This is a genomic window from Peteryoungia ipomoeae, assembly GCF_004912165.1.
Taxonomy (GTDB): Bacteria; Pseudomonadota; Alphaproteobacteria; order Rhizobiales; family Rhizobiaceae; genus Allorhizobium; species Allorhizobium ipomoeae.
The window spans coordinates 424,327-447,623 of sequence record NZ_STGV01000003.1 but is presented as its reverse complement, the minus strand read 5'-3'; the positions used below and the strand labels follow the sequence as shown (position 1 = coordinate 447,623).

Annotated in this window: 23 protein-coding genes; 7 read left to right on the top strand and 16 right to left on the bottom strand. The window is 61.5% G+C overall.

Annotated features, from left to right (window positions below):
• Positions 1–66 precede the first annotated feature (66 nt).
• The 11 genes from FAA97_RS11995 to FAA97_RS11945 form a co-directional block, all read right to left on the bottom strand.
• Entirely contained in the window at positions 67–978 is a 912-nt protein-coding gene (locus FAA97_RS11995) for a DUF937 domain-containing protein (protein ID WP_136598756.1), read from the bottom strand.
• A 116-nt stretch (positions 979–1,094) separates the two neighbouring features.
• Complete coding sequence (locus FAA97_RS11990; protein ID WP_136598755.1) at positions 1,095–2,468, bottom strand: glutamate--cysteine ligase; 1,374 nt, start codon at positions 2,466–2,468, stop codon at positions 1,095–1,097.
• Positions 2,469–2,626: 158 nt separating this feature from the next.
• Positions 2,627–3,364, bottom strand: a complete 738-nt coding sequence (locus FAA97_RS11985; RefSeq protein WP_136598754.1) for a 16S rRNA (uracil(1498)-N(3))-methyltransferase — start codon at positions 3,362–3,364, stop codon at positions 2,627–2,629.
• Between the two features lie 19 nt (positions 3,365–3,383).
• On the bottom strand, positions 3,384–4,889 hold the full coding sequence (locus FAA97_RS11980; RefSeq protein WP_136598753.1) for an inorganic phosphate transporter: 1,506 nt from the start codon (positions 4,887–4,889) through the stop codon (positions 3,384–3,386).
• Positions 4,890–5,057: 168 nt separating this feature from the next.
• On the bottom strand, positions 5,058–5,567 hold the full coding sequence (locus FAA97_RS11975; RefSeq protein WP_206110005.1) for an NUDIX hydrolase: 510 nt from the start codon (positions 5,565–5,567) through the stop codon (positions 5,058–5,060).
• 190 nt (positions 5,568–5,757) lie between these two features.
• Positions 5,758–6,516: an HAD-IIB family hydrolase gene (locus FAA97_RS11970; protein ID WP_246041423.1), complete on the bottom strand. Its 759-nt coding sequence runs from the start codon at positions 6,514–6,516 to the stop codon at positions 5,758–5,760.
• Positions 6,498–7,829: a glycosyltransferase family 4 protein gene (locus FAA97_RS11965; RefSeq protein WP_136598752.1), complete on the bottom strand. Its 1,332-nt coding sequence runs from the start codon at positions 7,827–7,829 to the stop codon at positions 6,498–6,500. Before FAA97_RS11965 ends, FAA97_RS11970 begins: the two co-directional genes overlap by 19 nt.
• 110 nt (positions 7,830–7,939) lie before the next feature.
• Positions 7,940–8,629, bottom strand: coding sequence for a LutC/YkgG family protein (locus FAA97_RS11960; RefSeq protein WP_136598751.1), 690 nt, complete (start codon positions 8,627–8,629; stop codon positions 7,940–7,942).
• Positions 8,630–8,632: 3 nt separating this feature from the next.
• A complete protein-coding gene (locus FAA97_RS11955) occupies positions 8,633–10,057 on the bottom strand; it encodes a LutB/LldF family L-lactate oxidation iron-sulfur protein (protein ID WP_136598750.1) in 1,425 nt (474 codons plus the stop codon).
• 21 nt (positions 10,058–10,078) lie between these two features.
• Complete coding sequence (locus tag FAA97_RS11950) at positions 10,079–10,849, bottom strand: (Fe-S)-binding protein (RefSeq protein WP_136598749.1); 771 nt, start codon at positions 10,847–10,849, stop codon at positions 10,079–10,081.
• Complete coding sequence (locus tag FAA97_RS11945) at positions 10,846–11,685, bottom strand: FadR/GntR family transcriptional regulator (RefSeq protein WP_136598748.1); 840 nt, start codon at positions 11,683–11,685, stop codon at positions 10,846–10,848. Before FAA97_RS11945 ends, FAA97_RS11950 begins: the two co-directional genes overlap by 4 nt.
• A 150-nt stretch (positions 11,686–11,835) precedes the next feature.
• On the opposite strand from FAA97_RS11945, the gene FAA97_RS11940 reads away from it, so the two are divergent.
• On the top strand, positions 11,836–13,107 hold the full coding sequence (locus FAA97_RS11940; protein WP_136598747.1) for a DUF3422 family protein: 1,272 nt from the start codon (positions 11,836–11,838) through the stop codon (positions 13,105–13,107).
• Here the strand turns inward: FAA97_RS11940 and FAA97_RS11935 are convergent, their stop codons facing one another.
• Together FAA97_RS11935 and FAA97_RS11930 are read right to left on the bottom strand one after the other, a co-directional pair.
• Entirely contained in the window at positions 13,108–13,443 is a 336-nt protein-coding gene (locus FAA97_RS11935) for a type II toxin-antitoxin system HicB family antitoxin (RefSeq protein ID WP_136598746.1), read from the bottom strand. It lies immediately after the preceding gene.
• Positions 13,440–13,694, bottom strand: a complete 255-nt coding sequence (locus FAA97_RS11930) for a type II toxin-antitoxin system HicA family toxin (protein WP_136598745.1) — start codon at positions 13,692–13,694, stop codon at positions 13,440–13,442. The genes FAA97_RS11935 and FAA97_RS11930 overlap by 4 nt, the downstream gene beginning before the upstream one ends.
• Positions 13,695–13,829: 135 nt before the next feature.
• On the opposite strand from FAA97_RS11930, the gene FAA97_RS11925 reads away from it, so the two are divergent.
• Positions 13,830–15,242, top strand: coding sequence for a DUF6880 family protein (locus FAA97_RS11925; RefSeq protein WP_136598744.1), 1,413 nt, complete (start codon positions 13,830–13,832; stop codon positions 15,240–15,242).
• A 3-nt stretch (positions 15,243–15,245) separates the two neighbouring features.
• On the opposite strand, the gene FAA97_RS11920 is transcribed toward FAA97_RS11925, so the two are convergent.
• Complete coding sequence (locus FAA97_RS11920) at positions 15,246–16,142, bottom strand: LysR family transcriptional regulator (RefSeq protein ID WP_136598743.1); 897 nt, start codon at positions 16,140–16,142, stop codon at positions 15,246–15,248.
• A 139-nt stretch (positions 16,143–16,281) separates the two neighbouring features.
• Here FAA97_RS11920 and FAA97_RS11915 point away from each other — a divergent pair, with 139 nt between their 5' ends.
• From FAA97_RS11915 to FAA97_RS11890, 5 genes are all read left to right on the top strand, one after another.
• Positions 16,282–17,715 (top strand): FAD-binding oxidoreductase, encoded by a 1,434-nt coding sequence (locus FAA97_RS11915; RefSeq protein WP_136598742.1) that lies wholly within the window; start codon positions 16,282–16,284, stop codon positions 17,713–17,715.
• Between the two features lie 262 nt (positions 17,716–17,977).
• A complete protein-coding gene (locus FAA97_RS11905) occupies positions 17,978–19,183 on the top strand; it encodes an FAD-binding protein (protein ID WP_136598741.1) in 1,206 nt (401 codons plus the stop codon).
• Positions 19,183–19,563 carry a DUF4870 family protein gene (locus FAA97_RS11900; protein ID WP_136598740.1) on the top strand — a complete coding sequence of 127 codons (381 nt, stop codon included), beginning with the start codon at positions 19,183–19,185 and terminating at the stop codon, positions 19,561–19,563. The genes FAA97_RS11905 and FAA97_RS11900 overlap by 1 nt, the downstream gene beginning before the upstream one ends.
• Before the next feature lie 49 nt (positions 19,564–19,612).
• Positions 19,613–20,926, top strand: coding sequence for a glycolate oxidase subunit GlcF (gene glcF, locus FAA97_RS11895; protein ID WP_136598739.1), 1,314 nt, complete (start codon positions 19,613–19,615; stop codon positions 20,924–20,926).
• A 60-nt stretch (positions 20,927–20,986) separates the two neighbouring features.
• Positions 20,987–21,466, top strand: coding sequence for a hypothetical protein (locus FAA97_RS11890; RefSeq protein ID WP_136598738.1), 480 nt, complete (start codon positions 20,987–20,989; stop codon positions 21,464–21,466).
• Between the two features lie 100 nt (positions 21,467–21,566).
• Here the strand turns inward: FAA97_RS11890 and FAA97_RS11885 are convergent, their stop codons facing one another.
• Complete coding sequence (locus FAA97_RS11885) at positions 21,567–22,253, bottom strand: L,D-transpeptidase (protein ID WP_136598737.1); 687 nt, start codon at positions 22,251–22,253, stop codon at positions 21,567–21,569.
• An 89-nt stretch (positions 22,254–22,342) separates the two neighbouring features.
• Positions 22,343–23,173: a L,D-transpeptidase gene (locus FAA97_RS11880; protein ID WP_136598736.1), complete on the bottom strand. Its 831-nt coding sequence runs from the start codon at positions 23,171–23,173 to the stop codon at positions 22,343–22,345.
• Positions 23,174–23,297 lie beyond the last annotated feature (124 nt).

The following is a 23,297-nucleotide window of genomic DNA, read 5'->3' as shown; positions in this document are numbered from 1 at the left end:
CGCCCTGCTAACCAACACAAAAACGGCGCGGGCTCCGCGCCGTTGTTGTGTTTTGCATCGATTGCCTCAGGCCTTGCCCGGCGGATCTTCAGCCGGTGCCTTCGTCTCCGTCGGCGCTTGCGTCGATGAGACATAGCGATCGAAAATCTGCTCCATGCTCTTCTGATAGGTCTTCTGGACCTCAAGCCCGCTATCGAACAGCGTGTTGATCATTGCGGAAAACTGTTCGGCGGAGGCTGATTGTCCCTCGGAGGGGGGCTGGGGCGTGCTTGCGGGCTTCGGCGCTTCGGCGGTCTGGCCTGCCAGCGAGGCGCTATAGGTTGCGGCCATCTCCTGAAATGCCTTGGCAAAAGGGTTGTCGAGGAAGGGGTTCGCAGCCGGTTGCTGTTGCGGCGGTTGCGTTGATGCCCCCATCATCTCCTGAAAAGCCCGGGTAAACGGATTGTCGAACATGGTGGGCGGGGCAGGGCGCTTGGGCTGCAGCCCGGTCGTTTCCAGCCATTGCTGCATCATCGCCCCCATGGGTGTTGCAGCAAAGGCGTCCGCGGACGGGAATTGTCCTGTCGTCTGCTTGAAAAGCCCGCCCATCAGCGTATCGGCCATCGCAGGCATCATCTGCTTGAGAATGTCCTGCCCGATCCCCGTGAGCTGAGAGGCCTGAGCGGCAATCGCACGCGAGACGTCCTTGGAGCCAAAGATCTGCTGCAGGACCTGATTGCCATCCGCAATGCCCTGCGGCGTGAAGGCAGCACTCATATCTTCGAAATAGCGGGCGTAATTGCCCGATGACATCGCCTGCAGCAGCGCCGAGAAATCATAAGGATTGGCGGTGTTGCGCTTGAAGCCGGAGGCAAAAGCCGGCGTGAGGGCCGCCATGGCCTTGGCCGCCTGCTCCTGGGCAAGGCCAAACTGTTTGGCCATGGCTTCCATCGCCTTGCCGTTTTGCGCCTGGAGCATCATGTCGAACAGTGGCAGCATAAATCCCTCTCCCCGAATACGTGCAGCTTGTGCAACACTATAGATGCAAAGAGCCGTCGGCAAACCGCTTTTTAGCGGTCTGCCAGGGGCTTCAGGAAAGTTTCAGAGGTCAGCGGTCAGTACTGATATTCGGTGAACACCGGCTCGACGGAGCCGCCCCAGCGGCCGTGGTAAAGAGAGAGCAGGTCATCTGCGAGCGTCGACCGCTTGGCAAGAACTTCCTCGAGAGGGTTGAGGAAAACGCTTTCATCCTGACCGTCGCCGTTCAGCCGTGCCCGTGCCTGCAGGCCCTGTCGCGAAATCGCGATGACGTCGCGGGCAACGTCCAGGAGCGGTCGACCTGCAACAGAGGCTGCGAGGCCCTGCGCGGGCACGCTGTCGCGCAACGCCACCACGTCCTCCACGGACCAGTCGGCGGTGAGCGCATCGGCGGCCGCAAGCGCGGCGTCGTCATAGAGCAACCCGACCCAGAAGGCAGGGAGCGCGCAGATGCGCCGCCATGGGCCGCCATCGGCACCCCGCATTTCAAGGAAGCGCTTCAAGCGGACGTCCGGGAAGAGGGTGGACAGGTGGTTGGTCCAGTCGCCGAGCTGCGGCTGCCAATCGGCGATTTCGCCCTTCAACGCGCCGTCCATGAACTGGCGGAAGGTGATGTGGGTGCAGTCATGGTAACGACCGTCGCGTACGACGAAATACATCGGCGCCTCAATCGCCCAGGCAACGTAATCGCCGAAGCTGAAATCCGGCTTGAACGTGAAGGGCAGAACGCCGGCGCGCTGGTTGTCGGTATCGCGCCAGATGTCGCCGCGCCAGGACAGAAGCCCGTTGGGATTGCCTTCGGTGAACGGCGAGGAGGCAAACAGTGCGGTGGCGAGCGACTGCAGCTTCATCGAAACACGCATCTTGGCCCGCATGTCGGCTTCCGACGAGAAGTCGAGATTAACCTGGATGGTACAGGTGCGGTACATCATGTCGAGGCCCTGGCTGCCGACCTTCGGCATGTAGCGGGTCATGATGTCGTAGCGCGATTTCGGCATGCGCGGTGTTTCCGCAAGCGACCATTTCGGGCTGCCGCCAATGCCGAGGAAGCGGATGCCCATCGGTTCGGCAACATCCCTGAGGACCGCCAGATGCTGGTTGGATTCCTTGCAGGTCTCATGCAGCGTCTCAAGCGGCGCGCCCGATAGTTCGAACTGTCCGCCGGGTTCGATGGAGATTGCGCCCATGCCGGACTGCTCGCCAAGGCCGATGATGTTGTCACCATCCATGATCGGTTCCCAGCCGAGCTTCTCCTGCATCCCCTTTAGAAGTGCGGAAATGCTGGCCTCGCCGAAATAGGGAACCGGGCTGTTGTCAGCGCGGAAGAAGGCGAACTTTTCGTGCTCCGTCCCGATCCGGAACCGCTCTTTCGGCTTGGATCCCTCCGCCAGGTAAGCGGCCATATCGTCAACGGTGCCGAGCGGCGTCTGGTCGGTGGTGTCACGGGCCATGAGTAATACCTTTTTCGGGCGCCGGCGTTCGGCTTGCAATGCGTTGATACAGAGGCAAGTTTCGGGTTGATTGGACCGCTTTCATATGCGGTGCAAGTGAAAAACTCTCAAGCAGGGCTGGAAAAATCTGAACTGTTTGGAGGGACGGTCGGCGACCGTCAGTTCCAGTCGCCAATTGCGGCCTGAACGACGGCCAGCGCAGCAACGGCGGCGGTGTCCGCGCGCAGGATTCTCGGACCAAGGGGGATCGCCGTGACATGGGCCAGGCGCCTCAGAAGCTGGCGCTCCTCTTCGGAGAAACCACCCTCCGGGCCAACGAGAAGGGCAAGCTTTGGCTCGGTGATTTCGTTGAGGGCCGGTAGCGGGTTTTGCGTTGCGCTGTCTTCGTCGCAATAGATGATGCGTCGCTCCTCCGGCCAGCTTTCCAGCAGGTCCTTCAGCTTTACCGGCTCCCTGACGGTCGGAATGGCCAGGATGCCGCATTGCTCTGCCGCTTCGATGGCGTTGGCCCTGAGTTTGTCGAGATTGCCGATCTTGCCCTGCACATGCTGCGTCATGACGGGCTGCAGCACGCCCGCGCCCATCTCGACTGCCTTCTGCACGAGATAGTCCATTCGGCCGATCTTGAGCGGTGCAAAGAGGAAATGCAGGTCGCTGTCTTGCGGCTGCGGTCGGGTTTGCTCGAAGGGGAAGAGCAGGATGCGCTTGCGCGTCGGAAAGTCGAGCCGCGCCTTCCATTCCCCGTCCCGGCCGTTGAAAACGAGGATTTCCGCCCCGCTCTCCAGCCTAAGCACATTGGCGAGGTAATTGAACTGATCGGCAGAGACCTCGAAGGCGGTCTCCACCTTCAGGTCTCCGCTGACGAACAGCCGCTGCATCCGGTAGTTTGCGCGCATGTCTTGGGTGTCTCCAGCGTCAGAATGCGAGCTGAGACATAACCCAATAGAGAACGGCTGCAAGTCCTGCCGATGCCGGAACGGTGATGATCCAGGCCGCGACAATGGTCATGAAGTGCGACCGGCGAACGAGGTAGCGACGGCGCAACTCTTCCGGATTACGCTCGGGCTTCGGCTCGATCACCCATTTCTCCGATTTCATGCGCATGTATTCCATGCGGCGCTTTGAGTTGCGGGTGTACCATTCACGGAAGAAACCGACGCCGAACACGGCACCCACGGCAATATGCGTGGAGCTGACCGGAAGGCCGAGGGCGGACGCGACGATGACGGTAATAGCCGCCGAAAGCGAGACACAATAGGCGCGCATGGGGTTGAGTTTGGTGATCTGCTCGCCGACCAGCTTGATGAGGCGAGGGCCGAACAGCAGAAGGCCGAGCGAGATACCGGCAGCCCCGATGATCATCACCCAGAGCGGAACGATGACCTCGCCGGAAATCTCATGCGCCTGCGCCGCATGCACGATGGCCGAGAGCGGGCCGATGGCGTTTGCAACATCATTGGCGCCATGCGCGAAGGACAGCAGGGCTGCCGCGAAGATCAGCGGCAGGCGAAACAGTTTGCGCAGCGACTGGTTGCGGTTTTCCAGACCTTCGGACTGGCGGCGGATCAGCGGCCGGCTGAGCAGCCAGGAAATGATGCCGGCGAAAAGGCCGATGGCGAGCGATTGCCACAGGGTAACCGTCACCAGCTTGTTCAGGCCCTTGAGGACGAGATAGCTGATGAAGGCGCCCGTCATGATGCCGATCAGGATAGGCACCCAGCGGCGGGCAGCCTCGATCTTCTCATGCCGGTAGATGATGAATTCCTTGATGAAGGCAAGGAACAGCGCCGCAATGATGCCGCCGAGTACCGGAGAGATGATCCAGCTTGCAGCAATGCCACCCATCACCGACCAATTGACGGAAGCCATTCCGGCGGCGGCAACGCCGGCCCCCAAAACGCCGCCCACCACGGCATGCGTGGTCGAGACGGGCGCGCCGATCCAGGTCGCAAGGTTGACCCAGAGCGCCGATGAGAGAAGTGAGGCCATCATCGCCCACACAAAGACATCGGCACTGGGCATCTTGGCCGGGTCGACAATGCCGCGCGAAATGGTCGAGACCACGTCGCCGCCCGCGATCATCGCGCCAGCCGTTTCGAAGACGACAGCAATCGCCAGCGCGACGCCCATGCTCATGGCGCGTGAACCGACAGCTGGGCCAACATTGTTGGTCACGTCGTTGGCGCCGATGTTCATCGCCATGTAGGCGCCGATGGCAGCAGCGGCAATCACCATCAGCGAGCCGGGGCGATCCATGACGACGGCGCCGGCAAACACGGTCGCGGCAACCAGAAACAGGATGGCGATGCCAAAGGGCGCAAAGCCGCGCGACACGTGCTGTGCTGCTTCCTCGACAAAGGCGATCTTGTCGAGATCCTTGTCGAGGGTTGGCTTCAGAAGCTTGGGTGTGGATTTGCCCATGGTGCGAGGCCTCCGGGACAGGCCCGATGCGGCCTTCACGTTCGAACTTGTTTTGCTTTCCGAGATGGGAGCAAACCTGTCGGCAGCCTTCCGTCCATATCGGTCTTGCCGCGTCCCTAGCCCTAAATAGCCGGGGGTTCAATATGTCAGTTTTGTGACAGACTTAAATCAGGCGGCTTTCCCGGCTTTTTGGGAGTTCTGCACCGAATTTGCGACAGTTTTCGCAAAGTCGAGAAACAGGGTTCGCAGTTCCGGCTCTGCCACGCGGCTGGCTGCCTCTTCGCACGTCATCCATTCGAAACGCCGCATGCCCTTCTCCGGGAAGTCCTTGGCGATGCTCTTGACCTCAAGCGCGTGCACCTGGGCCCGGGTTGGCACTTTCAGTCCATTCTTCAATTTCTTGAAGTAGCTATAGTAGCCGATCGGCTCCACGGTCGCCTTGCCGCGGATGCCGGCCTCTTCAAAGGCCTCGCGTTCGGCAATGGCGTGCGGCTGCTTGCCGGGCATATGCCAGCCCTTCGGGATCACCCAGCGACCTGTTTCGCGGCTGGTGATCAGCAAAACCTCCAGTTCGCCGCTCTTCTTGCGCCGGCGATGGCAGATCGCGGCAAATTGCTGCCGCGGCGGACGCTGCAGCATGAGACGGAGATCGGATGTGATGCGACCAATGATACCCAAAGTTTCTCACCTCGATTCGGAGTCAATATTAGATCATTATTGTGAAAGTTCGAAATCGAACGCTTGCGTCCCCATTCGAACAGTTTTTGTGGTGAATGCTGTGCTAACAGCGACATCACCCAGAGATAGCCGCAGGACTGCGGCAAAGTCACGCCGGTTCGGCGTCAGACGGTGCCGATTGTGACATCCGTCATGGTTGCAGCCCGAATGCCCTAAGGCCCGCCAGGACACCGCGCGCCGCAAAGCCCGGCACCTGCACGATGCGCTCTGATGCCTGCGCGAAACTGACGAGTTCAGGCAAGGCATTTTCCGGCACGATGCCGCGAACGTCCTCGATTTCGAACATGGCAAGATCATTGCCCGTGTCGCCGGCAACGATCACTTCGTCGAGGGCAATGCCAAGCTTGCCGCAGAGCCAGCGCAGCGCCTGGCCCTTGTCTGCCATCTCCGGGATGACATCGAGGTCGCGGCTGCTGGAATAGACAATCCGCACGGGATGGCCCGCACTTCGCAACCGCTGTTCCAGCGCAATGACGTCCTCTTTGCTGGCATCATGCAGATACCAGCTTGATTTGAAGGCGTGCTGATACTTCGCCGGCTGCCGAGTCATCTGCTCGAAGGCAAACAGGTCGGCTTCAAGAAGGTCGACGTCGAACCGGCTGCCGAGCGTTGCAGCATAGGCATGCGCAATGTCCGGATCATGGTCGGCATGAAGCATGGTTCCGACGCCGCCGATGATGAAGTCGGCCCTGGGCAATCCCTCTTCCTCGGTAAAGGCCTGGATGTCCTCGATCAGGCGACCGCTGTTGTAGACGAGAAGCGGTCGCCGCTCTCGCGGCAGGTCCGACCAGAAGCGGCTGAAGGCAAGGCTGCCCTCGCGATCGCCGGCCAGTGTGCCGTCAAGATCCGAGGCAAACAGCCGGATGGGTTTCAATCCCCGTCGTTCCATGGTTCCGCCCAATCGCTTTCTTCCAGAGCCTGCGCTCCCGGACGCCCCTCGACCAGCGCCACAAGCTGCTGTGCAATGCCGGTCCAGGTGAACAGGCTGCGCGCCTTGTGGGCCCCCATCCGCGACAGGCGTCCGTATAAGCGTGGATGCTTGAGCGGTTTCATCATGGTGATCCCAAGATCGTATTTGTCAAATGGATCTGCAAACAGCGCGTGCCGGCCGTAGCTGATGGCGCGGAAAAGACCGCCATGCACGGTGACGATGGTCGGCGTGCCGCTCGCCATCGCCTCGATCGCCGTCATGCCGAAGGGCTCGTAGCGGCTGGACAAAACGAAGAGATCGGCGGCGCGATACATGTCGGGCAGGTCTTCGTCGGCAATGAACCCAGAGAACTCCACCTTGTCTGAAATGCCGAGGTCCTGCACCTGTCGCTTCAGCTGAGCGAGGATGGTCTGTTCCTGCTCGTCCATGTTTTCGCCGCCAAGCGCGAGGCGCAGACGCGCGTCCGGCATGCGCTCGGACAGAACCTGGAATCCGTCGATCAGCAGATCATATCCCTTGTTCGTTGCAAGGCGACCAAGCGCCAGCACCGTCCGCCCCTCGAAGCCGAAACGCTGACGCACCATCTGCCTTGAAGATTCCGAGACGGGGAAGAAGCGGTTGTCGTCATAGCCAGGCGGGATCATGTGCACCCGGTTGCGCGGAAGATTGTAGTCCTCCATCAGCATGTCGAGCTGGATCGGTGTCGTCGCGATCACCATCTGGCAGCTGCGATAGACGATCAGCTCATGCTGAATGCGTTCCTTGAAGTTGAATTCCGCTTCAAAACGGTCGGCCCGTTCAGGGTAATCCGTCTCCATCTGCCGCTTCTTCCAGAGTCCCAGTGAGTGCGGTGTGTGGATATGCGGAACTTTCAACGCCTCCGACAGGCGCTGACCGGCAACGCCGGCATCCCAGTAGTGGCTGTTGATGAAGAGGTAGTTGAGGTCTTGCTGCTTGATCCAGCGCAGCGCCTTTTCGTTCCACTCGGTCAGGTGACGGTGCAGATATTCCTTCGCAATAAAGTCCGGGCCACCGCAGGGAATGCGCACCACCCGCACATTCTCGTCGACCTCGTCGATTTCAGGCTGATCTTCAAAGCGGCGGGTAAAGATATCGACCTTGTGCCCCAACTGCGCCAGCTTCTTGGCCAGTTCCAGCACGTAGACCACCTGGCCACCGGTATCGGCGGCGCCAAGCGGCGGGTGGGCTGCGACATAACCATGGGTGGAAACGAGCGCAATACGCGGCGTTCCCTGCAAATGTGACTGCATCTTCTAGTCCCCACTTCAAAATTCATTTTTGGCAGAAGGGAAGTCGAACGGCGTTGCAGGTCAAATTGTTCCATCATTAGTCAATAAAAGCGCAATTCCTGGATGTGGGCTTATCCGGGCTCCCCAACCAAAACGATGTGCAAGGCCCGGGGGCCATGCGCGCCCAACAACAGGGTCTGCTCGATATCTGCCGAGCGTGACGGTCCTGTGACCAGGTTCACGGTACGCGGCATAGCCTGCCCAGAACGGGCCCTCAGCCGCGCCCAGATGGTCTCCATGTCACCCGCAATGTCGCGCGCTTCGACAACAACGATATGATGTTCGGGCAGGAAGGTCAGGGTCACCGGATTGTCCGGCCCCGACAGGAGGCATAGCGTGCCGGTCTCGGCAATGCCGCCAAAGGCATGGCTGACGGCGACGAGATCGGTTCCATCGGACGGGCCTGACGTCACTTCGAGGGCGCCAGCAGCACGCCAGTCCTGTCCAGCAAGGCGAGGATCCTCTCCGATGCGCACTCTGGCCGGCAAGTTGCGGTTCTGGAGATAGGCGCCAACGAGCACCGGCAGGCTGCTTGCATCGATGACCCGTTCCACGGTCGCATTGTATTTCTCTGCCATGGCGACAAAGAGGTTTACCCGCTCCTCCGGCGGCAATTGTCCGCGTTTCGGGATGATGCCCTGAGGGTGACTGGCCAGCCGCTCCTGCACGGTCGCGGCGCGGTTCCTGTCATGCTCGCCAACCTTGAGCGAGCTGCGGATGCGGGAAAGGATGGCGGCACGGCCGCTGCGTGGGCTGGTCATGGCTCAGTGTCCCGTCTTCTGGCGTGCCGCCCATTGCTGGGCAAAGGTTCGGCTCTCCGGTGCGGGCAGGTCACGGTATTTGGTCCATCCGCCTGCAAGCGGGAGAGCGGAGATGCGACCGCGCGCGCCACCGATCACGTTCAGCAGGCGTGCGCCAAGGCCGGTCGCCAGGCGATAAAGCTTCGGCCGCCGGGCAACGAAGGCCCAGAGACCAAGCCCGTAGCGGGTGGTGGCCGGGTTCAGATGCCGCTCGAATTCCCGCTCGCGCCAGTGGCGCATCATCTTCGGCAGCGGGATGCGCATGGGGCAGACACTTTCGCAGCGCCCGCAGAAGGTGGAGGCATTCGGCAGGTGGCCGGATTGATCGACCCCGAAGAGGGAGGGGGTGAGGACCGCCCCCATCGGCCCCGGATAGACGGAGCCATAGGCATGGCCGCCGACGGCATGATAGATCGGACAATGGTTCATGCAGGCGCCGCAGCGGATGCAGCGCAGCATGTCCTGGAAGTCACTGCCGAGCATCGCGGTCCGGCCATTGTCGAGCAGGATGACGTGGTATTCCTCCGGCCCGTCCGGATCGTCTGCCCGGCGCGGTCCGGTGGAAAAGGTGGTGTAGGTGGAAATATCCTGACCGGTCGCCGAGCGGGCAAGCAGCCTCAGGATCTGCGAACAGTCCTCCAGCGTCGGCACGAGCTTTTCGATCGAGGCCATGACGATATGCACACGCGGCAGGGACTGGGTGAGATCGCCATTTCCCTCATTTGTCACGATGACCGAGGTGCCCGTTTCGGCAATCAGGAAATTGGCGCCGGTGATGCCGATATCGGCATCGAAATAGCGTTTGCGCAGAACGTGACGTGCCTCTGAAAGCAGTGTTTCCGCTGCCGTGAGGTCACGGTCGGCCGCAAGATGGGTGTGCACGCGACGGAAATCGGCCTCCACTTGCTCCTTGTTCAAATGGACGGCCGGCGCGATGATGTGGCTCGGATGCTCACCGCGCAGCTGGATGATGTATTCGCCAAGATCGGTCTCGACAGGCTCGATGTCGTGATCCGCCAGGAAATCATTGAGATTGATCTCCTCCGTGATCATCGATTTGCCCTTGGTCACGGTTTTCGCGCCAACGCGCCCGCAGATGTCGAGCACGATGGCGCGTGCATCTTCTGCGCTTTCTGCCCAGTGCACATGCCCGCCGGCTTCCGTCACCTTGGTCTCGTAAGCCTCGAGATAGAGGTCGAGATGGGCGAGCGTATGATCCTTGATATCGCGGCCCCTGTCGCGCAGCGCCTCGAATTCGGGGAGTGCCGCTGCGGCGGCGGCACGCTTGTTGATGAAGCCGCGCTCAACATTTGTGAGCGCCTTCTGCAGCTGGCTGTCAGCCAGCGCACGGGCGGCATTGTCTTTAAACTGCGGTGCGGTGAACTGCATCTGGATCTCCTCCCTCGGCTCTCACTTGCCACCCGCAATCGGTCGGCTGTCGGTCATTCCGGCCAGAACCTCGGCCACATGCCGCACCTCGATGGAAGAGCCTTCGCGCTTCAGCTTGCCTGCCATGTTCATCAGGCAGCCCATGTCACCGGCAAGCAGCATGTCGGCTCCGGTCTCGGTTATGGTCGCCGTCTTCTTCGAAACGATCTTTCCGGAAATATCGGGATATTTGACGCAGAAGGTGCCACCAAAGCCGCAGCAGACATCCGATCCTGCCATTTCCTCCAGCTTCAGCCCGTCGATGCTGGAGAGTAGCTGGCGCGGCTGGTGGCTTATTCCAAGCTCCCGAAGCCCCGAACAGCTATCGTGATAGGTCACGGTCTTGCTCAGCCGTGCCGTCACCCCGGACATGCCACGGATATCGGTCAGGAAAGAAACGAGTTCGTACACCTTGTCGGAAAATCGCCGACAGCGTTCCTCCCATTCAGCGTCGCCCTGGAAGAGCTCCGGATAATGCATCTTGAGCATGGCCGCGCACGAACCTGATGGCGCAACGATGTAATCGAACCCTTCAAAGAGCTCGATCGCCTGCTTGGCCAGGTCCTTTGCATCTTTACGGTCGCCGGAATTGTAGGCCGGCTGGCCGCAGCAGGTCTGGGCAAGCGGCACATGCACCTCGCAACCGGCTTCCTCCAGAAGCTTGGCGGCAGCAAAGCCGACGCTTGGCCGGAAGAGATCGACGAGACAGGTGGCAAAGAGGCCAACCTTCGGTGCCTGGGTTTCAGCTGTCATCGTGCGGTCTCCGTTTTGGTATTGTTGGCTTTGCCCGGCCGCATCGAAGCATTGTCTTTGTCACGCTTGAGCAGTCGTAACTTCGAAACGCGCCCCCATTCGTCCGCGCGCACGCTCTCGTCGACCGCCCGCATGACAAAATCGATATGCGCCTGTGCCGCCTGCTTGGCGGCGATCGCATCGCCGGCAATGATGGCATCATGGATTGCCACATGCTGCGCCAGCAATTGCTCGCGCGCATCCGGTAGCGAAAACACGGCCTTGCGATTGAAGAAGATGCCTTCCGACAAAAGCCTGTAACAGGCGCGCATCGTGTGCAGGAGAACGATATTATGCGCCGCCTCGCCAACGGCATTGTGAAACTCGACGTCGGCAGCCAGCTCGTCTTCAGGCAGGCCGCTCTGATGGGCGCGGCGCATGTCCTCGATGATGCGGGCAAGCAGCGCCTTGTCCGTCTCTGAGGCGCGCCGGGCGGCAAGCTCGGCGGTCAGCCCTTCAAGTTCGCGACGATATTCGAGATAGTCCCGCGTTGCGCGGGCATGACGGGAAATGAGATCGGTGATCGGTTTTGAAAACACTTGCCCGATGATGTCGGCCACAAAGGTGCCGCCACCATGATGGCTTGTCAGCAAGCCCCGCGCTTCAAGCTCTTTCAACGCTTCGCGCAGGATAGGGCGGGATACGTCGAGGGATTGCGCCAGATCGCGTTCGCCGGGCAGCCGGTCGCCATCGCGCAGCACGCCGTCCAGAATCAGAAGCTCGATCTGCTGGACCACCTCATCGGCCGTCCGGCTGTGGCTGATGCCGGAGAATAATCTGGTTTCGTCCTTGCTCACATTCGCCTCCCGAGACGCCGAGTTAACAGCGGTCGCGGCAATTGGTCAATTAATTTGTCCAGTGCTTCAATGATGGCGCCACTCGCGAATGAGCCTTTGCCGATTGGCAAGAGCGCTGCTAGCGTGATGCGATCAGGCAAGGGGGCAGGCGTGGCAAAGGGTGACTTCGCATTTCCATCGGCGCCGGAACGCGCGATCGCACTGGGTGAAATCCATGCGCGGCCGTATCCGCTCCTGAGCTCGGGCCGGGTGATCTTCCAGCTGGCCTTCATGATGGATGGCGGAGCGGCGGTTCACCACGCCGCCATTTCCGAATTGTCGCGGGCGCGCGGCGTGGCCCCGCCGGACAGGCAGACCCGCCATCACGCGCTTGCCTGGGGGCAGGGCACGCTGCGCTGGGAGCGCCATACCGAGTTTTCCACCTGGTTCTGGGATGCGCCGCTGCCGGAGACGTTCGGCGGCGAAGTGCCGATCCACCCTTTCGGAGATGGTTTCACAGCGCCGGGCCCACTGATCTCGGGCATACGCCTGGAATTGCGGCCTGATGGTCCCGATATCGCCAGCGCCCGGGCCGTCTTCGATCCGGCCAGCCTTTGCTACAGTGAACTCAAGAACGGCCAGGCGGCCGTGCTCACCGATTTTCGTCAGGATGGAAACGGCCTGACCCAGATTCTTGTTATCGATCGCGGCATGACCGAGGCCGGGCGCGGAGCCGTGATCCAGCGCCTTCTCGATATCGAGACCTATCGCACCATGGCCATGCTCGGCCTGCCGCTTGCCCAGGCATTGTCGCCGGAAATGCGTCGCATCGAGGATGGACTGACCGCGGTGACCCAGCGCATGAAAGCCCATGCCCGCGACGAGTCTGACGAGATGCTGACCGAGATCACGAGGCTCGCCGCCGAACTCGAAGCCAATGCCGCCCTCAGCCTATACCGTTTCGGGGCAAGTCGTGCCTATGACGGGATCGTCCGCGAGCGCATCAAGACGCTCGATGAAACCCCGGTACCGGGCCACGAAACGCTCGGTGCCTTTCTGGAACGACGCCTGGCGCCAGCCATGCGCACCTGCCAGTCGATCGAAGAGCGCCAGGCCAATCTCTCCCGCAAGCTCGCCCGCGCTACAGGGCTCGTCCGGTCCTGGATCGACGTTGAACTCGAGCGGCAGAATTCCGATCTGCTGACCGCCATGAACCGGCGCGCCGAAATGCAGCTGCGCCTGCAGCAAACGGTCGAAGGCCTCTCGGTCGCTGCGATTTCATACTACGTCATCGGCCTGATCGGCTATGCCGCCAAGGCTATCCCGCACGATCTCCTGCCGGTCGATCCTGTCGTCGTCACCGGCCTTTCGGTCCCAATCGCCATCCTCGGCGTCTGGTGGATGGTGCGAAGGCTGAGACGCCACCACGAGAGGGATGATTGATCAGCGCCCGGCCGCATCTTCGATCAGGCCCGAGATCCATTCGTTGAGGCTCTTGTCCTCGGCGCGCGCGGCGAGAACCGCCGCTTCGTGGATCTTCGGATCCAGGCGGAGGTTGAATTTGCCCGAAAACTGCCGATAGGGCTCAACGCCTTTTTCAGCGCACATGTCCAGAAAGACATCGAGCGACAGGCTGCCTTCGTGACGAAGCGCTTCAATGCTGTCGGCATAAAAGTCCGCGCCGCCGTTCAAGCCCAGAAACTCACCCCGCAGCAGGCCGAGATCTGGATCAAACGAGACGACGGCCTTGTGCCCCTTGATGTCGATGATATTGTTCATGGCGTAATTCCATTGTCTTCGAGCCATTTTCGAACGCTTGCTACAGCACCTTTGTCGGTTTCAGGCGATGGATGCGGTCGATGAAACACGCGCACCTGGCCAAACAGAAAGATCCCGATGCGGGACCCTTCGCACTCGCTGATCTCTGCCCCGAGCGCCAGAAGCAAGGCCTCGATATCCAGCCAGCGGATCGTGCCGCTGACGGGACGTGCAAAGATCTGCTCCAGCGTTGATCGATGCCTCTTTTTCATAAGGGAATGATACCATAATATGGTACTTGAAAAAGGGTGTGGTGGGACGCTAACTCCTCTCACTGCTTTTGCCCTTGCCCCGCCGGTCCCTCCGTCCGATATAAGGGCCGGCAAAAGCGAAGATGGCTGGGGCAGATGGCGAAGCAGGCAAAGGCGAAGCTCGACCGCAAGGGGCTGGGCAGTCTCGGGTTGGAGAAGCTGATCGACATCCTGCTCGACGAAGCCGCCGCCAACAAGGCTCTGAAAGCCCGGTTGCAGACGGCACTGGCCGGCGAGATGGGGCCGGACGAGATGGCCAGGCTGATCGACAAGCGCCTCGATGCGATCGATCAGTCGACGGCACGGATCAACAAGGCGCGTGCCCGCGATATGGCGGTGGAGTTTTCAGCCCTTGCCCGCAATATTCTTTCTGAACTCGGAGCGGTCGATCCGCAGGCCGGTGCCGAGCGCATTCTGCGCTTTCTGGGCCTGAGGTTCCCGATATCTGCGCGGCTTGTTGCCGATAGCGCCCGGCTCTGGAAGGTGTTCGACGATACGGAAACTGCAGCGCAGGAACTGATCCAGTCGGTGGATGCCGAAGAGCAGGTCTTGCTGGTGCCGCATCTGGAACGCTTGCGTCTTCGCGACCGCTACGGCGAGCATACAGGCTTCCTGCTCGGCCTGACATCTGTCCTTGCTGCACCTGGCGCACATGCCTGGCGTGACGCGCTGATGGCGGTGCTGGCTGACGAACCGATGAAATTCGGAGCGCTGGATCTGGCGCAGCGCTTGTCTCTTAGGCTCGCTGACATCGACGCCTTCCTGTCGCTCGAAAAACGCAAGCCGGAAAACCGCCGCGACACGCTGACTGTGGCTGCGCTGCTCGCCGAAGCCGGCCGCTTCGATCAGGCCCTGGAATGGGTGCGCGAACGGCCGCGCGGCATGCGGCTGATCCCGGTCAATGGTAGCCTGACGTCGGTGGGCCCCGAATATGGTGCGCATGAGCGCCGGATGCTGGAGGCCGAAATCCTTGAGCGGTTGAAACGTCGCGAGGATGCGCAGGAGCTGCGCTGGCGCGAGTTTTCCGAGACGCTCAATCCGGAAGTCCTGAAGCTTTACCTCTCTAAGCTTGATGATTTTGCCGAGTTTGAAGAAATGGATCGCGCCTTTGCCATCGCTGCCGAACATGAGGATATCTATCTCGCACTCGATTTCTTCATCAGCTGGCCGCGGCTTGATCTCGCCGCCCGCCTGGTCGAGCGTCACAACCATGATTGGGAAGGCCGCTACTATGACGACCTCGCCCCTGCCGCAGAGGCGCTGTCGGCCAAGGAACCGCGCGCGGCGGTCCTGCTTTACCGCGCTCTCGTCGAGGATATTCTCAGGCGCGGCATCGGCATGGCCTATCCGCAGGCGGGTCGTTATGTCGGAGAGCTTGCGCGGTTGATGCCGGAATTGCCGGATGGCCATGGGCTATCGACCCATGCCGCCTTCCTCGCCGAACTGCGCCGCAACCATTCGAAGAAATATGGCTTCTGGAGTTCGGTGCCGGGTGGCATGCAGGGGTGAGCCTCAGCGCTCCCAGTAGGCCACCGGCCCGTAAAGCTCCGCCAGATAGTCGATAAACAACCGCACCTTGGCGGGTAGGAACTGGCGCGTCGGATAGACGGCAAACAGCGCCACGCTGCGGGAGCTCTCGTAGTCCGGCAGGACCTGCACCAGCTTTCCGCTCTTCAATTCGGCGCCGATGTCCCAGGTCGAGCGCAGCGCAATGCCGAGGCCTGCAATGACGGCCTCGCGAATGACTTCGCTGGAATTGGTGATCAGCTGGCCTTCGGGCCGGAGCGACACCTGTCCGTCAGGGCCTTCGAGGCGCCAATATTCGTGGTTGTGTGCGGGCAGGCAGCGATGTGCCTTCAGATCGTCCAGGCTCCTGGGCGTTCCGTATTCGGCGAGGTAGGCCGGTGAGGCGCACAGCACCCGACGAACGGAGGCAAGACGTTTGGCCACCAGCGAAGAATCGTTCAGGCCCGCAATCCGGATGGCAAGATCAAAGCCGCCGCCGACGATATCGGTCAATTCATCGGTGAGCACCAGATTGATCGTCAGGTCGGGATGCGCCTGCATGAAAGGCTTGAGGTGCGGTGCCACATGCATGCGGCCAAAGGAGGTCGGGGCAGATATCTTCAGGGTTCCATTGACCTCGGACGAGCGCCCCGAGGCATAGGCTTCCGCCTCTTCCAGTCCGCCAAGAACGGTCAGAACGCGCTCGTAGAAACCCTGGCCCGCTTCCGTCAGCGAGATCTGCCGGGTTGTGCGTTGCAGAAGCCGGGTGCCGAGCTTGTCTTCAAGCCGCTTGATGCGCTTTGACACGACGGCCGGCGACAGCCCAAGATCACGCGCCGCCGTCGACATGCTGCCTGCAGCAATCACCCGGACGAAAACTTCGAGATCGCCGAGATTGGTCATGCCTCACTCCGCCATTTTTGTCAGTTCAGTCACAAGTCTATAGCATTTGCAGCCGCCAGATCATAGTGGTAAGAAAAAAAGACCAGTTGAGCTGGGCGCGCGCCTTGGTTAGACTGGCGGCGTTGAGGGGGAAGCCGTCATGAGCGAAGCGATCGCCTTTTTGCCACCAAGAGCCGAAGTCCTGTCGCGTCGCGCGGAGATCCTTGCCGACCTGCGCGAGCTGGTGCCGTCAGGCCGTCTGGTTGCTGAAGAGACGGCCCTTGTGCCCTTTGAGACGGATGGTTTCATCGCCTATCGACGTCGTCCTCTGGCTGTCGTTCTGCCCGAAACCACGGCCCAGGTGGCGGCCGTGATGAAATACTGTCACCGCTATGGCATTCCCGTCGTACCGCGCGGAGCGGGCACCTCGCTGTCGGGCGGTGCCATTCCGCAAGAGGATGCCGTCGTGCTCGGTCTCTCCGCCATGACCCGCATCCTCGATATCGACTATGTCAATCGCACCGCGACCGTTCAAGCGGGTGTCACCAATCTTGCGATCTCCGATGCCGTCGGTGCAGATGGTTATTTCTACGCGCCCGATCCCAGTTCCCAGCTTGCCTGCACTATCGGCGGGAATATCGCCATGAATTCGGGCGGCGCCCACTGTCTGAAATACGGCGTCACCACCAACAACCTTCTTGGCGCCAAGCTGGTGCTGGTCGACGGCACAATCATCGATCTCGGCGGCAAGCACCTGGATGCAGAGGGCTATGACCTGCTCGGCCTCGTCTGCGGCTCGGAAGGTCAGCTCGGCATCGTCACAGAAGCCACCGTCCGCCTGCTTGCCAAGCCAGAAGGGGCGCGTCCCGTGCTCTTCGGTTTCGACAGTGCCGAAGCAGCAGGCTCCTGTGTTGCCGACGTGATCGGCGCCGGCATCATTCCCGTTGCCATCGAATTCATGGACAAGCCCGCGATCGAAATCTGCGAGGCCTTTGCCAAGGCTGGCTATCCGCTCGATGTCGAGGCGCTGCTGATCGTCGAGGTCGAGGGATCAGAGGCCGAGATGGAAGCCATGCTGACCTCGATCGTTGAGATTGCCCGCCGCCACGGCGTGAAGACCGTGCGCGAAAGCCAGTCGCCCACGGAGGCCGCGCTGATCTGGAAGGGGCGCAAATCCGCCTTCGGTGCCACGGGCCGCATCGCCGATTACATCTGCATGGATGGCACCGTGCCGCTCAGTCAGTTGTCCTATGTGTTGCAGAAGACAGCTGAGATCATCGATCGCTACGGTCTGCGGGTCGCCAATGTCTTCCACGCGGGTGATGGCAACATGCATCCGTTGATCCTCTACAACATCAACGATCCAGAGGACGCGGCGAAGGCCGAGGCGGCGGGTATGGAAATCCTCAAGCTCTGTGTCGATGCCGGCGGCTGCCTGACCGGCGAACATGGTGTCGGCATCGAGAAGCGGGATCTGATGCGCCATCAGTTTTCCGAGGTCGATCTCGCCCAGCAGATGGCCGTGCGCTCCGCCTTCGACGCGGGCTGGATCCTCAACCCCTCCAAGGTCTTTCCGCTGGAGGGCAGGGGATGAAGCGGTTGTGTCCGAATGCCCCCCCTCTGTCCTGCCGGACATCTCCCCCACAAGGGGGGAGAGTGGGAACCCGCCAGCGCTTCGCTCTCTGCCAGCCTTCGCTCGCTGAAGCCTCCCGCCGTTTCGCGCCCCTTCGCAAGCTTCTGTCGGATCGTATCCGAATTGCCGAGCGGTCGCCGTATTCCCTCTCCCCCCTGGTGGGGGAGATGCCCGGCAGGGCAGAGGGGGGCGAGCTGGCGCAGACATATGGAGGGGCCACCCCATGCTGACCCCCAACACCGAAACCGAAGCCGCCGAGATCATCCGCGACCACGCAGCCAGCCGGACGGCAGTTGCCATCCGTGGCGGCGGCACGCGCGCCGGTTTCGGCAATGCCGTGACGGCGGAAAACATCCTCTCCTCTGCATCGATGACCGGCATCATCGCCTATAATCCCGCCGAAATGGTCATGACCGCGCGCGCCGGAACGCCGGTTGCCGAGATCGAGGCAGCGCTTGCGGAAAACGGCCAGGGCATGGCCTTCGAACCCATGGATCATCGCGGCCCGATGGGAACCTCGGGCACACCCACCATCGGCGGTCTCTTTGCGGTCAACAGTTCCGGCCCCCGCCGCTTCACGTCAGGTGCGGCCCGCGATCACCTGCTCGGCGTCCGCTTCGTCAATGGTGAGGGCGAGATCGTCAAGGCGGGTGGGCGGGTCATGAAAAATGTCACTGGCCTCGATCTCGTCAAGCTGCTCGCCGGGTCCTATGGCACGCTCGGCTTCCTCACAGAAGTCACGTTCAAGGTCCTGCCGACCGCGAAAATGGCGGAAACCATCGTGATTTCTGGGCTGGAAGACGCGGATGCGGCGCGCGCCATGGCGGCAGCCATGTCTTTCTCGGTCGAGGTCTCCGGCGCCGCCCACCTGCCGGAAAGCGTGCGCGGTCGATTCATCGGCGGTGGCTTGGCCGAGGGCGCCGCAACGGTTCTGCGGCTTGAAGGGCTTGCTGCCTCCGTTGCCGTTCGCGCCGAAAAACTTGCGGCAGCCATGACCGGATTTGGCATGGTCAGTCGGCTTGCAAAGGATCAGACGCTCACGCTCTGGCGCGAGATCCGCGATGTCTTCCCCTATGCCGATGGTACGTCACGCCCGTTGTGGCGCGTCTCCATGGCACCGTCGGAGGCCTATAAGCTTGTCGCAGGTCTCCGGCTCAGAGCGGGCATCGACGCCTATTACGATTGGCAGGGTGGTCTCGTGTGGATGCGCATGGAGGCCGATCCTGAGGCCGAGGTTTTGCGCCACGGCATTCGTACGCTGGGCGGTGGCCACGCCACGCTGATGCGTGCACCCGAAGCGATCAGGGCTTCCATTCCCGCGCTTGAGCCGCAAAGCCGAGCGGTCGCAATGCTGTCTGAGCGGGTCCGATCTAAATTCGACCCGCACGGCATTTTCAATCCTGGCCTGATGGGACAAGGAGCAGACTGATGCATGATCCGAATTCACAAAGCCCGATGAAGCCATCGGACGACGGCTGGTTCAATCCGGGTCGCCTCAATGCCCAGCTCGTCTATTGTCTCTATCTGATCAGCTTCGTCGTCGGTATCACCGGCATCGTCGGTCTGATCATGGCCTATGTGAACCGCGGCAAGGGGCCGGCCTGGGTGGACAGCCACTATACCTATGCCATCCGCACCTTCTGGATTGGCCTCCTCTATGCGCTGATCGCCTCTATCCTGATGCTCGTCGCCATCGGCGTCATCCTGATCTTCGCCGTCGCAATCTGGGTCGTCGTCCGCTGCGTCATCGGCCTGCAGAAGGCATCCGCCGGGCAGCCGGTGGACAAGCCGGATAGCTGGTGGATCTGAAACAGCATTTTTGGCGCAGCCCTGATGGCAGCCGCGCGGGAGGATCGACGTGCAGACCAATTTCACCGCCGAGCAGCTCGCTGATCCGCATGTGGCGGAAGCGGAATCCATTCTGCGCAAATGCGTGCATTGCGGTTTCTGCACCGCCACCTGTCCGACCTATGTGACGCTCGGCAATGAGCTCGACAGTCCGCGGGGCCGCATCTACCTGATCAAGGACATGCTGGAAAACGGCAGGCCGGCGGATGAGCAGATCGTCACCCACATCGATCGTTGCCTCTCGTGCCTTGCCTGTACGACCACCTGTCCCTCCGGCGTCGATTACATGCATCTGGTCGACCATGCGCGCATCCACATCGAGAAGACCTATCGCCGCCCGCTTGCCAATCGCCTGATCCGCAACATGCTGGCGCTTGTCCTGCCTTATCCGCAGCGGTTCCGGCTGGCCTTGAAGGCGGCCCGTCTCGGTCGTCCGCTGGCTGGGCTGTTCGATGCGGTCACGCCGCTCAAGCCGCTGGCCGCGATGTTGCGGCTTGCACCAAAATCCGTGCCTGAGCCGTCCGTCTTTGCGAGACCCGCAATCCATACACCTCAGCAAATCCGCAGGGGGCGTGTCGCGATCCTCACCGGCTGCGCCCAGCCGGTGCTGGACCCCGGCATCAACGCGGCAACCATCTCTCTTCTCACTCGGCTCGGCGTCGAAGTCGTCGTGCCCGCTGGCGAAGGCTGCTGTGGTGCGCTTGTCCATCACATGGGGCGCGAGGCGCAGGCGCTCGAAAGCGCGCGTCGCAACGTCGATGTCTGGATGCGGGCGATCGAGGAGGGCGGTCTCGATGCGATCATCGTCACCACATCGGGATGCGGCACGACGATCAAGGATTATGGCCACATGCTGCGCCTCGATCCGGCCTATGCCGAAAAGGCAGGCAAGGTTTCGGCGCTGGCCAAGGATATCACCGAATATCTGGCTACGCTTGATCTCCCCGCCCAGGCGCCAAGAGGGCTCACGGTTGCCTATCATTCTGCCTGCTCGCTGCAGCATGGCCAGAAAGTCACGCTCGCTCCGAAGCTCCTGTTGAAGGCGGCAGGCTTCACCGTCAAGGACCCGCCGGAAGGCCATCTCTGCTGCGGCTCGGCCGGCACCTACAACATCATGCAGCCGGAAATTTCCGCCCGGCTGAAGGCGCGCAAGGTCCGCAACATCGAATCCACCCGGCCCGATGTGATCGCTGCCGGCAATATTGGCTGCCTGACCCAGATTGGCTCGGCAACCGGCATTCCCATGGTTCATACGGTCGAACTGCTCGACTGGGCCTATGGTGGCCCCCCTCCAAGAATTCTACCGCTGGCTGCATCAGTTTGATTGATTATTAAGCGATCGCTTGTATGTTGCTTTCCGGATGTTTCATCGCGGGAGGACGGCATGACAAGTCGAATGCTGGCATGGGGCATTGTGCTGCTGGCATGTCCCCTGTCCTTGCTGCCAGCCTCCGCTGCAGAGCGCATCTACTGTGCGGCCTCGGATGACCATATCGACCTGTCACTCGAACTCGGTTTCGACAAGCGAGATCCGGAGCGGCTCCACCATTTTCGCGGCATTGCCGCATTGAAGGGGAGCGCACCACAAGCCGGCACGCAACGCTTTCGGCTGGAGTCCGAAATGATCCGGCAATATTGGATCGACGATAAGGACCTGCGGTTGAGCCTGCGCAATGCGCTTCCGAGCCGTCGTCCCGCGCTTGGCCTTTCAATCGTCTTGCAGACAGAGCGAAAATCGATGGGGACCCTTCGCTTTGAAGGAGTCTATGAGGCAAAACTGGTTCGCCATACGCAATCCGGCACCGCCGCCGGAGAGACCATGATGGATGAGACGGCGCCGATCTTCTGCGCGATCAAGCGCTGACCAGCGTCTCAAGCAAGCCTCCACTGCCCAACGGTTCTGCTGGACAGCAAAAAGGCCGCGCGGGGAGCGCGGCCAGTGATGTTGGCGAGGCGGTTGGTCCTCAGCCGCCGAAGATGGTGCGCAGGATGTCGACACCCTTGTCGTCGAAGGACACATCGCCCTGGCGGTTGCCGGGACCGATGACGATGACCTTGGCGCCGATATCGGCGCGCTCGTACAGATGCTCGACATCCTTGTTCATCATGCGGATGCAGCCAGACGACATGTTGAGACCGATGGTCCAGGGCTGGTTGGTGCCGTGGATGCGGAAGATCGTGTCGCGGCCGCCCTTGTAGAGATACATGGCGCGCGCGCCGAGCGGATTGTCCGGCCCGCCTTCCTGCACGACGGGTAGAATGTGGCCCTTGGCGGCTTCGCGGCGGCGCATTTCTGCCGGTGGGCGCCATTCCGGCCATTCGGCCTTGCGACCGATCTTGACCACGCCCGACCATCCAAAGCCTTCGCGACCGACGCCAACGCCGTAGCGGATCGCGCGGTTCTTGCCTTCAACGAGGTAGAGGAACTTGTTGTTGGTGTCGATGATGATCGTGCCGGGTTTTTCCTTGGTGCTCAGGCGCACGACCTGGCGCTTGAACTTTGAAGGAATTTCCTTGCGCTGCTGCGCCACCAGCGTCACGTCGCTGCGCAGCTGCGGAGGGTCAAGGTTGATGGCGGATGCCGGCATCGGGAGCGCCAGGGCGGCGCTGAGAAAGAGTAGAGTGGCTGCGGTCAGTCTGGATTTCTGCATCAGGTATCCCCCAATTTGTCGGGGGATACGCTATCTTTTCTCTGCGTTAAAGCAAGATTGAAAGTAAGTCTTGTGACTCGATGAGTGCTCTATATCACAATGACCTTCGCGCCCTGCGGAACACGATCATAGAGATCGATCACGTCTTCATTGCGCATGCGGATGCATCCTGAGGAAACGGCGCTGCCAATCGACCAGGGCGCATTGGTGCCGTGGATGCGGTAGAGCGTCGAGCCGAGATAGAGCGCGCGCGCACCCAACGGGTTTTCCGGCCCACCTGGCATATGCGCCGGCAGGAAATGGCCTTTCTCGGCTTCGCGTGCAATCATCTCCTGCGGCGGCCGCCAATCCGGCCATTCCCTCTTGGCGGTCACCTTGTGGGTGCCGGCCCATTCGAAGCCCGGCTTGCCGACGCCAACGCCGTAGCGCTTTGCCTGACCATGCTCCGTCACGAGGTACAGAAAGCGTTCGCGGGTATCGATGACAATGGTGCCTGGCGCATGTTTCCCGTCATAGGCCACCATCTGCGGCAGGAATTGTGGCTCGATCTGCGGCTTGGCCGGACGCTGGGGTCGCGACACCACCTGCCGAACGGCAGGCTGCTGGCGGGTGAAGAGGCCGCGCCGCTGGCTGATGACGCGCCGCTCGGGCCGGACCTGAGGGTTGACGGCACTCCGTACTCTCTGTGGCGAACCATAGGCCGGCACCGGCTGGCGGGTCGCCTGGGGACGCGCCTGATCGATCCGGCGTTTCTGGCGCCCCTGTGTTGCGGGGATGCCGCCGAGCTGCAGCACCCAGGGGGCTGAAAGATCGGGCGAGACCATGACGGGCGGGCGGGACTGGTAGCGGTCGCTGGCATGCGCCGGAAGCGCCATCGGAAAGGCGGCGATAAGGGCTATCAGCAAATTCCTACAGGACATCGGACAACTCGCGAACTTGGGACCGAGGATGAAAAGAGGCGCACGCATGGGGACGCCCCGGAAGCCCGGATGCTGCCAGATCAGGCACGGCCATCCGGTAAACGCATCTTCATAAAATGCGAAA

Excerpts from the sequence above, each read along its gene's own strand:
- FAA97_RS11915 (WP_136598742.1), top strand. The coding sequence starts at position 16,282 with ATGAGCGAAGCGATCGCCTTTTTGCCACCAAGAGCCGAAGTCCTGTCG.
- FAA97_RS11980 (WP_136598753.1), bottom strand. The coding sequence starts at position 4,889 with ATGGGCAAATCCACACCCAAGCTTCTGAAGCCAACCCTCGACAAGGAT.
- FAA97_RS11950 (WP_136598749.1), bottom strand. The coding sequence starts at position 10,849 with ATGACAGCTGAAACCCAGGCACCGAAGGTTGGCCTCTTTGCCACCTGT.
- FAA97_RS11935 (WP_136598746.1), bottom strand. The coding sequence starts at position 13,443 with ATGAACAATATCATCGACATCAAGGGGCACAAGGCCGTCGTCTCGTTT.
- FAA97_RS11970 (WP_246041423.1), bottom strand. The coding sequence starts at position 6,516 with ATGGAACGACGGGGATTGAAACCCATCCGGCTGTTTGCCTCGGATCTT.
- FAA97_RS11925 (WP_136598744.1), top strand. The coding sequence starts at position 13,830 with ATGGCGAAGCAGGCAAAGGCGAAGCTCGACCGCAAGGGGCTGGGCAGT.
- FAA97_RS11900 (WP_136598740.1), top strand. The coding sequence starts at position 19,183 with ATGCATGATCCGAATTCACAAAGCCCGATGAAGCCATCGGACGACGGC.
- FAA97_RS11880 (WP_136598736.1), bottom strand. The coding sequence starts at position 23,173 with ATGTCCTGTAGGAATTTGCTGATAGCCCTTATCGCCGCCTTTCCGATG.
- FAA97_RS11985 (WP_136598754.1), bottom strand. The coding sequence starts at position 3,364 with ATGCGCGCAAACTACCGGATGCAGCGGCTGTTCGTCAGCGGAGACCTG.
- FAA97_RS11920 (WP_136598743.1), bottom strand. The coding sequence starts at position 16,142 with ATGACCAATCTCGGCGATCTCGAAGTTTTCGTCCGGGTGATTGCTGCA.
- FAA97_RS11955 (WP_136598750.1), bottom strand. The coding sequence starts at position 10,057 with ATGCAGTTCACCGCACCGCAGTTTAAAGACAATGCCGCCCGTGCGCTG.
- FAA97_RS11890 (WP_136598738.1), top strand. The coding sequence starts at position 20,987 with ATGACAAGTCGAATGCTGGCATGGGGCATTGTGCTGCTGGCATGTCCC.
- FAA97_RS11930 (WP_136598745.1), bottom strand. The coding sequence starts at position 13,694 with ATGAAAAAGAGGCATCGATCAACGCTGGAGCAGATCTTTGCACGTCCC.
- FAA97_RS11965 (WP_136598752.1), bottom strand. The coding sequence starts at position 7,829 with ATGCAGTCACATTTGCAGGGAACGCCGCGTATTGCGCTCGTTTCCACC.
- FAA97_RS11995 (WP_136598756.1), bottom strand. The coding sequence starts at position 978 with ATGCTGCCACTGTTCGACATGATGCTCCAGGCGCAAAACGGCAAGGCG.
- FAA97_RS11960 (WP_136598751.1), bottom strand. The coding sequence starts at position 8,629 with ATGACCAGCCCACGCAGCGGCCGTGCCGCCATCCTTTCCCGCATCCGC.
- FAA97_RS11885 (WP_136598737.1), bottom strand. The coding sequence starts at position 22,253 with ATGCAGAAATCCAGACTGACCGCAGCCACTCTACTCTTTCTCAGCGCC.
- FAA97_RS11990 (WP_136598755.1), bottom strand. The coding sequence starts at position 2,468 with ATGGCCCGTGACACCACCGACCAGACGCCGCTCGGCACCGTTGACGAT.
- FAA97_RS11905 (WP_136598741.1), top strand. The coding sequence starts at position 17,978 with ATGCTGACCCCCAACACCGAAACCGAAGCCGCCGAGATCATCCGCGAC.